Source organism: Streptomyces anandii JCM 4720 (genome assembly GCF_014650655.1).
GTDB classification, from domain to species: domain Bacteria; phylum Actinomycetota; class Actinomycetes; order Streptomycetales; family Streptomycetaceae; genus Streptomyces; species Streptomyces anandii.
The window spans coordinates 53,008-59,852 of the sequence record NZ_BMVJ01000030.1 but is presented as its reverse complement, the minus strand read 5'-3'; the positions used below and the strand labels follow the sequence as shown (position 1 = coordinate 59,852).

The window sequence follows — 6,845 nt, the reverse complement described above, 5'->3', positions numbered from 1 at the left end:
TTCCGCGTCCTCAGGCCCGGCGGCCGCATCGGCGTCTCCGACGTCGTCGCCGACGACGCCCTCACGCCCGGACAGCGGGCCGAGCGCGGCGACTACGTCGGCTGCATCGCCGGTGCCCTCTCCTTCGCCGAATACCACCAGGGACTGGAGGCGGCCGGCTTCACGGACATCGAGATCACTCCGACCCACCCGGTCGCGGACGGAATGCACTCGGCGATCATCCGGGCCACCAAGCCCGCGGCGGCCGACGCCACCGCTGGGGCCGGAGGGACGGCCGACACCTGCTGCGGCGTCAACGCCTGCTGCACTCCCACCGAGTCGGCGGCCGACCCGTCCCGGACCGTCACCGAGGCCAAGGCCGCCTCGGGCTGCGGCTGCACCGGCTGAGCGGCCTGACGGAAGGACTCGGCGCCCGGACCGGCCGAAGCCGGCCCGGGCGCCGCGCGGCGGACCAGAGGCCGACCCTCCGTCCGCATCCGTAGGCCCTGTGGGACTCGAACCCACAACCAATGGATTAAAAGTCCACTGCTCTGCCAATTGAGCTAAGGGCCCAGGCGATGTTGCCTCCCCGAGCATAGCCGGACGAGGCCGGGTCTCCGATCGGGTATCGGAGTGCCGGGCCGGAAGTCTGCCGTACGGGTCAGGGGTCGGCCGGGTCGGGGGCGCCCGTGCGGGCCGCCTCCCGGGCGACGGTGCGTTCGTGGGCCGGGTTGAGGAACCAGTGGCGGGCCGAGACGAGCCACCAGGTGGTGGCGAAGCCCAGGACGACCAGGACGGCGACCGGGGCGTAGTTGAAGGTCTCCCAGGTGACCGGGGAGACCTGGGGGAGCATGAAGAGGATCGTGATCGCGCCGACCCAGGCCACCGCGATCACCCCGATCGTCCGCGACCAGCGGCCCAGGTGCCAGGGCCCGCGCTCGAAGTCGTCACCCCGGCGCACCCGCAGCAGGGTCGGCACGACGTAGGCGATGTAGAGGCCGATGACGGCGATCGAGGTCACGGCCGCGTAGGCGGTCACGTTGATCAGGTAGGGCAGGCCGAGGACGAGGGCGCCCAGGGCCGCCAGCCAGACCGCCGCCACGGGGGTGCGCGTGCGCGGGCTGACCGTGTGCCAGACGTGCGAGAAGGGCAGCGCGCCGTCGCGCGAAAAGGCGTAGATCATACGGCTGTTGGCGGTGACCGAGGCCATGCCGCAGAACAGCTGCGCGCCGACGACCACGAGGAGCAGCAGCTTGCCCGCCGTGGCGCCGAGGGCGTCCAGGAGGATCTGGGCGGGCGGCGCGCCGGTCGGGGAGGCGAGTTCCTTGTCGTAGGACTGGATGGCGAAGGTGAAGCCCAGCAGGAGGACGAAGCCGGCGATCCACGAGGTCCAGATGGAGCGGACGATTCCCTTCGGGCCCGCCGTGGCGGCGTCGTGGGTCTCCTCCGTCATGTGGGCGGAGGCGTCGTAGCCGGTGAAGGTGTACTGGGCCATCAGCAGGCCGAGCAGGACGACGTAGAGCCCGCTGCCCCAGCCGGTGTTGTTGACGAACTTCGTGAACACGAAGGACGCCGACCGGTGGTGGTCGGGCACGAGGGCCAGCGCGCCGACGATCACCGCGACGCCCAGCACGTGCCACCACACGCTGACGCTGTTGAGGAAGGCGACGATGCGCACGCCGAAGGTGTTCAGCAGGCCGTGCAGCACCAGGATCGCGGAGAAGAGCAGGACGGTGCGGCCAGGGGTGACCTCGAAGCCGAACTGGAGATTGAGGTAGGCGCCGAGGAAGGAGGCCGCGCCGAAGTCGATGCCCGCGGTCACCGCGACCTGGCCCAGCACGTTGAACCAGCCGGTGAACCAGGCCCAGGCGGCGGCCGAGCGCGGCGGCGCCAGCCGGTGCGCCCAGAAGTACAGCCCCGCCGAGGTCGGGTACGCCGAGCAGATCTCGGCCATCGACAGCCCGACGAACAGCGTCATCAGGCCGACGCCCACCCAGCCCCAGGTGATCACGGCGGGGCCGCCGGTGTTCATGCCGAAGAGGTAGAGGGTCAGGCAGCCGGAGAGGACGGAGATGATCGTGAAGGAGACCGCGTAGTTGGCGAACGCCGACATGCGGCGGGCGAGGACCTGGGTGTAGCCGAGCTGGGCCAGCCGTTCCTCGTCCGACAGCCCACCGCTGGAGCCCGTTCTGGCGTCATCTGTCATGCCCCCAGCAATTCCCTTGCCGGGGGCGTGACATGCGTCACTGGCGGGCCGGTGTCAGCGCGTCAGCCGTTGCGCTTCCAGCGCGGCTTGTCCTCGCGGCGGCCGAAGGAGCCACCGCCGCGGTGGTCGTCGCGGCGGCCGTACGGACGGTCGTGACCGCCGGTACGGAAGCCGGGGCGGTCGCCCTGACGGTCGCGGTTGAACGGACGGTCGCTGCCGCGGTGGCCGCCGCGCTCGTCGCGCCGGGCCGGACGGTCGTCCCGGCGGAAGCCGCCGCGCTCGTCCCGGCGGTCGAAGGAGCGGGGGGCGCGGTCGCGGTCGCGGTCGCGGTTGAAGCCGCCCCGGTCGTCACGCCGGTCGTCACGCCGGTCGTCGCGGCGGTCGTCGCGGCGCTCGAAGGAACGGCCACCACGGTCGTCCCGGCGGAACCCACGGTCCCGGTCACGGTCACGGTCGAAGCCACGGCCGCCGCGGTCACGGTCACGGTTGAAACCGCCCCGGTCGTCACGCCGGTCGTCGCGGCGCTCGAAGGAACGGCCACCACGGTCGTCCCGGCGGAACCCACGGTCCCGGTCACGATCCCGGTCACGGTCGAAGGAGCGCGGGGCGCGGTCGCGGTCCCGGTCACCCCGGTCGTCGCGGCGCTCACGACGGTCGTACGACGAGACCGCCGTACGCTCCTCACGCTCACCCCGCTCGAAGCGCTCGCCCCGCTCCGCGCGGTCGACGTCCTGGGCCGCCGACTGCTCGGGCACCGACACCTCGGCCACCCGCTCGACGACGGTCTCGGCCGCCTGGGCCTGGGCCACCGCAACCTCCGGGTCCTCGCCGCGCTCACGGGCGACCCGGGCGACCAGCCGGTCGGACTCCTCGCGCAGCTCGGCCGCGCGCCGCTGCGCCCGCTCCAGCTGCTTGGTCAGGTGCGCGACCTCGCGCTCGGCCTGCTGCGCGGCGTTGGCCGCCGACTCGGCCTGCACCTCGGTCATCGAACGGGCGCCGGTGATCTCGGCGACCTCCGGGTCGAAGGTGGCGCCGCCCTGGATGATGTGGCGCGAGGCGTCCACGCCCGCGTCCTCCATGAGGCGGAAGATCTGGCGCCGCTGGTGCGGCAGCGCGAGCGACACGACCGTGCCGGTGCGGCCGGCGCGGGCCGTGCGGCCGGCGCGGTGCAGGTAGTCCTTGTGGTCGCCGGCCGGGTCGACGTTCAGGACCAGGTCGATGCCGTCGACGTGGATGCCGCGCGCGGCGACGTCCGTCGCGACCAGGACGTTGACGTAACCGTCCTTGAAGTCGGCGAGGGTCCGGGTACGGGCGCCCTGGGTCATGCCGCCGTGCAGCGCGTCGGCCTTCGCGCCGGCGTCGCGCAGCTGCTCGGCCACCCGGTCGGCGCCGAGCTGGGTGCGCACGAAGATGATCGTGCGGCCCTTGCGGGAGGCGATGGCCGCGGTGACCGGCGCCTTGTCCTTGGGCTTCACGATCAGGATGTGGTGCGACATGGTCGTCACCGCACCCTGCGCCGCGTCCACCTCGTGCGAGACGGGGTCGGTCAGGTAGCGGTCGACGAGGGTCTTGATCTCGTTCTCCATGGTCGCGGAGAACAGCATCCGCTGGCCGCCCGCCGGGACCTGGTCGAGCAGCTCGGTGACCTCGGGCAGGAAGCCCAGGTCCGACATCTGGTCGGCCTCGTCGAGTACGGCGATCCGCACGTCCTCGAGCGAGCAGGCGCCACGGTTGATGATGTCGCGCAGGCGGCCCGGGGTGGCGACGAGGATGTCGACGCCCTTCTCCAGGGCGTAGATCTGGTTGCCCATGGAGGTGCCGCCGCAGACGACCTTCATCTTCAGGCCGAGGACGTCGCCGTAGGGCTGGAGCGCGTCGGCGACCTGCATCGCGAGCTCACGGGTCGGGGTGAGGATCACGGCGCGCGGCTTGTGCTTCTGGGTGCGACCGCCGGCCAGCGTGGCCAGGGTCGGCAGGCCGAAGGACAGGGTCTTGCCGGAGCCGGTGCGGCCGCGGCCCAGGATGTCCTTGCCGGCCAGGGCGTCCGGGATGGACGCGGCCTGGATCGGGAAGGGGACCGTCACGCCGTTCTGCGCGAGCTTGCGCACGACACCCTCGGGCAGGCCGAGGTCGGCGAACGTGATCTCGGGAGCCTCGGCGGCCGCTTCGAGGGTCTCGGAGGTCTCCGTGACCTCGGCGACGTCGGCGTTCTCGGGCACGACGACGTGATCAGTACTGGCAATGGACATGCGAATGCGAAACCTTCCGGAGTCTCGTCGGCACGCGCCCGTCAACTCCGTGTTTCGATTCACGACCGCCTCGATGCGGTCCGCCACGGCAAGGGAGAGTACGCGCCACACGGCGCGCTCTGCGTGGGCGCCGGGCAAATGGGATCAAACGATCTACCACCATACGCACCCTCCACCCCCGAAGGCAAACCGGCACCATACCCCCAGGTCAGCGCCCCGGGCTCGGGCGCCCCGACGCCCAGCCCCCGCGCTCAGGTCCGACGCGAACGCAACCGGCCCGGTGCCGGCGCCGGCTCCCGCTCCTCCAGCTGCGGCCCCGGTCCCTCGTGGGCCGAGGAGGAGGGTTCGGCCACCGTCGGGTCGGACGAGGGCGGCGGGGCCGGCGGCGAGGCGGGCGGCGCCTCCGTCGCGGCGGAGCTCTGCGGCGGCGCCGGCACCGCCTGCGTGGGCGTCGGATCGCCCGCCTTCGGCGGCACCCCGTGCTTGCCCGGCGGCACGGCGGATGCGCTGCCCGCCGCGGACGGCGAGGCCGACGCGGACGGCGACTCACCGTCCTTGCCCTTCCCGCCGTGCCCGTGCTTGCCGTCGCCGGTGCCACCGGCACGCCCCACCCCGCCGCCGGACACCCCCGGCCCGCCCTGCCGGCCGTCACCCACCCGGTGACCCGCGGAGTGCGACGGCCGGGCCCCGCCGTCGGAGGCTCCGCCCACGCTCACGCAGCCGGCGGCGGTGGCGACGACGGCGGCCGCGGCGGCGAGACGGACGGACACGTACAAGGGGCGCACGGAAGCCACCTCCGGAGTGAAGAAGTCACCGTGCCCAACTCCCTTCACCCGCAAGAGGACACGCGACCGCCCACGCGGACCTCGGCCACGGCGGGGTCCGGCCTCAGCCGTAGCCCAGCGCGTGCAGCCGCGCGTCGTCGATCCCGAAGTGGTGGGCGATCTCGTGCACCACCGTGACCTCGGTCTCGGCCACCACGTCCTCCCGTGTCTCGCACATCCGCAGCGTCGGCCCCCGGTAGACGGTGATCCGGTCGGGCAGCACGCCCGCGTACCACTCGCCCCGCTCCGTCAGCGGGGTCCCCTCGTACAGCCCGAGCAGCTCGGGGTCGTCGGCGGGCGGTTCGTCCTCGACGAAGACCGCGACGTTGTCCATCAGCCGCGTCAGCTCCTGCGGGATCCGGTCGAGGGCCTCGGCGACCAGGTTCTCGAACTCCTCGCGCGTCATCTCCAGCACACCGCCATTGTCCGGTACGGACCCCGGGCCGACCCCGCTCCCGAGCCGCGCATCTCGCGTGCCCGCATGTCCCGTGCCCGCATACCTGTCGCCCGCATATCCAGTGCCGCCCATGGGCATACGCGACCAATGGCCCGCCGCCGCCCGCTCCGCTCCCAGCCCGTCCGCACCCTCACCCTCACCGACGAGCCCCACCCCTGGGCCCGCGCCCTCGGCCTGGTCACCGTGGTCGTCGTCGGCGCCTGGCTGGGTCTGCTGATCGTCGGCAACGTGCGCGTGCCCGTGGGCCCCATGAACACGACGATGACGCTGCGCCCCTCCCTCAGCGGCGGCACCAAGATCAACGTGTCCCCGCTGGGCGCCCTGCAGCTGGACAGCCACCAGGCCCCGGTGCGCCTGGACGTGAACGTCGACCAGCTCGACCCGGAGCGCTCCCAGGCCCTGGTCGACCACCCCGAGCGCATATCCGGCCTCCAGGACGAGGTGGTGCACGACGTCGAGCACGGCACCCTCGACCTCGCCGTCCGCTCCTGCGTGGCCGTGGTCTCCGGGGCCGTCGCCCTCGGCCTCGCGGTCTACCGCCGCCCCCGCCGCGCCCTGGCCGCCGGCGGTCTGGCCCTCGCCCTCCTCGGCGCCTCCGGGGCGACCGCGTACGCCACCTGGAACCCCAAGTCGGTCCTCGAACCCCGGTTCTCCGGGCTGCTCTCCTCGGCGCCCTCGCTGGTCGGCAACGCGCGCAGCATCGTCACCGAGTTCGACGTCTACCAGAAGGAGCTGGCCCGCCTGGTCACCAACGTGACCAAGCTCTACGACGTCACCTCCACCCTCCCCGCCTATCAGCCCGACCCCACCACCATCAGGGTCCTGCACGTCTCCGACATCCACCTCAACCCGGCGAGCTGGAAGATCATCGCCTCGCTGGTGAAGCAGTACGACGTCAATGTGATCGTCGACTCCGGCGACACCATGGACCACGGCACGGCAGCGGAGAACGGCTTCCTGGACCCGGTCAAGGACCTGGGCGTCCCCTACGTCTGGGTCCGGGGCAACCACGACTCGGCGACCACCCAGCGCTACCTGGAGCGCATGAAGAACGTGCGCGTCCTGGACGACGGCCGCGCCGAGACCGTCGCGGGACTGCGCTTCGCCGGCATCGGCGATCCGCAGTTCAC

The 6,845-nt window shown here is 72.6% G+C and carries 5 protein-coding genes, 1 tRNA gene and 1 pseudogene; 2 read left to right on the top strand and 5 right to left on the bottom strand.

The features are described 5' to 3' along the window. Positions 1-387 (top strand): annotated as a pseudogene (locus tag IE249_RS32620) (arsenite S-adenosylmethyltransferase); the annotation flags it as partial. Positions 388-479: 92 nt separating this feature from the next. On the opposite strand, the gene IE249_RS32615 reads toward IE249_RS32620, so the two are convergent. From IE249_RS32615 to IE249_RS32595, 5 genes are all read right to left on the bottom strand, one after another. Further along, positions 480-552 (bottom strand) — tRNA-Lys (locus IE249_RS32615). A gap of 88 nt (positions 553-640) precedes the next feature. Further along, positions 641-2,185: an amino acid permease gene (locus tag IE249_RS32610; RefSeq protein WP_189710673.1), complete on the bottom strand. Its 1,545-nt coding sequence runs from the start codon at positions 2,183-2,185 to the stop codon at positions 641-643. A gap of 62 nt (positions 2,186-2,247) precedes the next feature. Continuing rightward, positions 2,248-4,434, bottom strand: coding sequence for a DEAD/DEAH box helicase (locus IE249_RS32605; protein ID WP_189710671.1), 2,187 nt, complete (start codon positions 4,432-4,434; stop codon positions 2,248-2,250). A 251-nt stretch (positions 4,435-4,685) separates the two neighbouring features. Further along, positions 4,686-5,219, bottom strand: a complete 534-nt coding sequence (locus IE249_RS32600; RefSeq protein ID WP_189710669.1) for a hypothetical protein — start codon at positions 5,217-5,219, stop codon at positions 4,686-4,688. Between the two features lie 103 nt (positions 5,220-5,322). Further along, on the bottom strand, positions 5,323-5,673 hold the full coding sequence (locus IE249_RS32595) for a metallopeptidase family protein (protein ID WP_189710667.1): 351 nt from the start codon (positions 5,671-5,673) through the stop codon (positions 5,323-5,325). A gap of 66 nt (positions 5,674-5,739) precedes the next feature. Here IE249_RS32595 and IE249_RS32590 point away from each other — a divergent pair. Then, positions 5,740-6,845: metallophosphoesterase family protein (locus tag IE249_RS32590; protein ID WP_373304517.1), on the top strand; the 1,106-nt coding region annotated here is incomplete at its 3' end.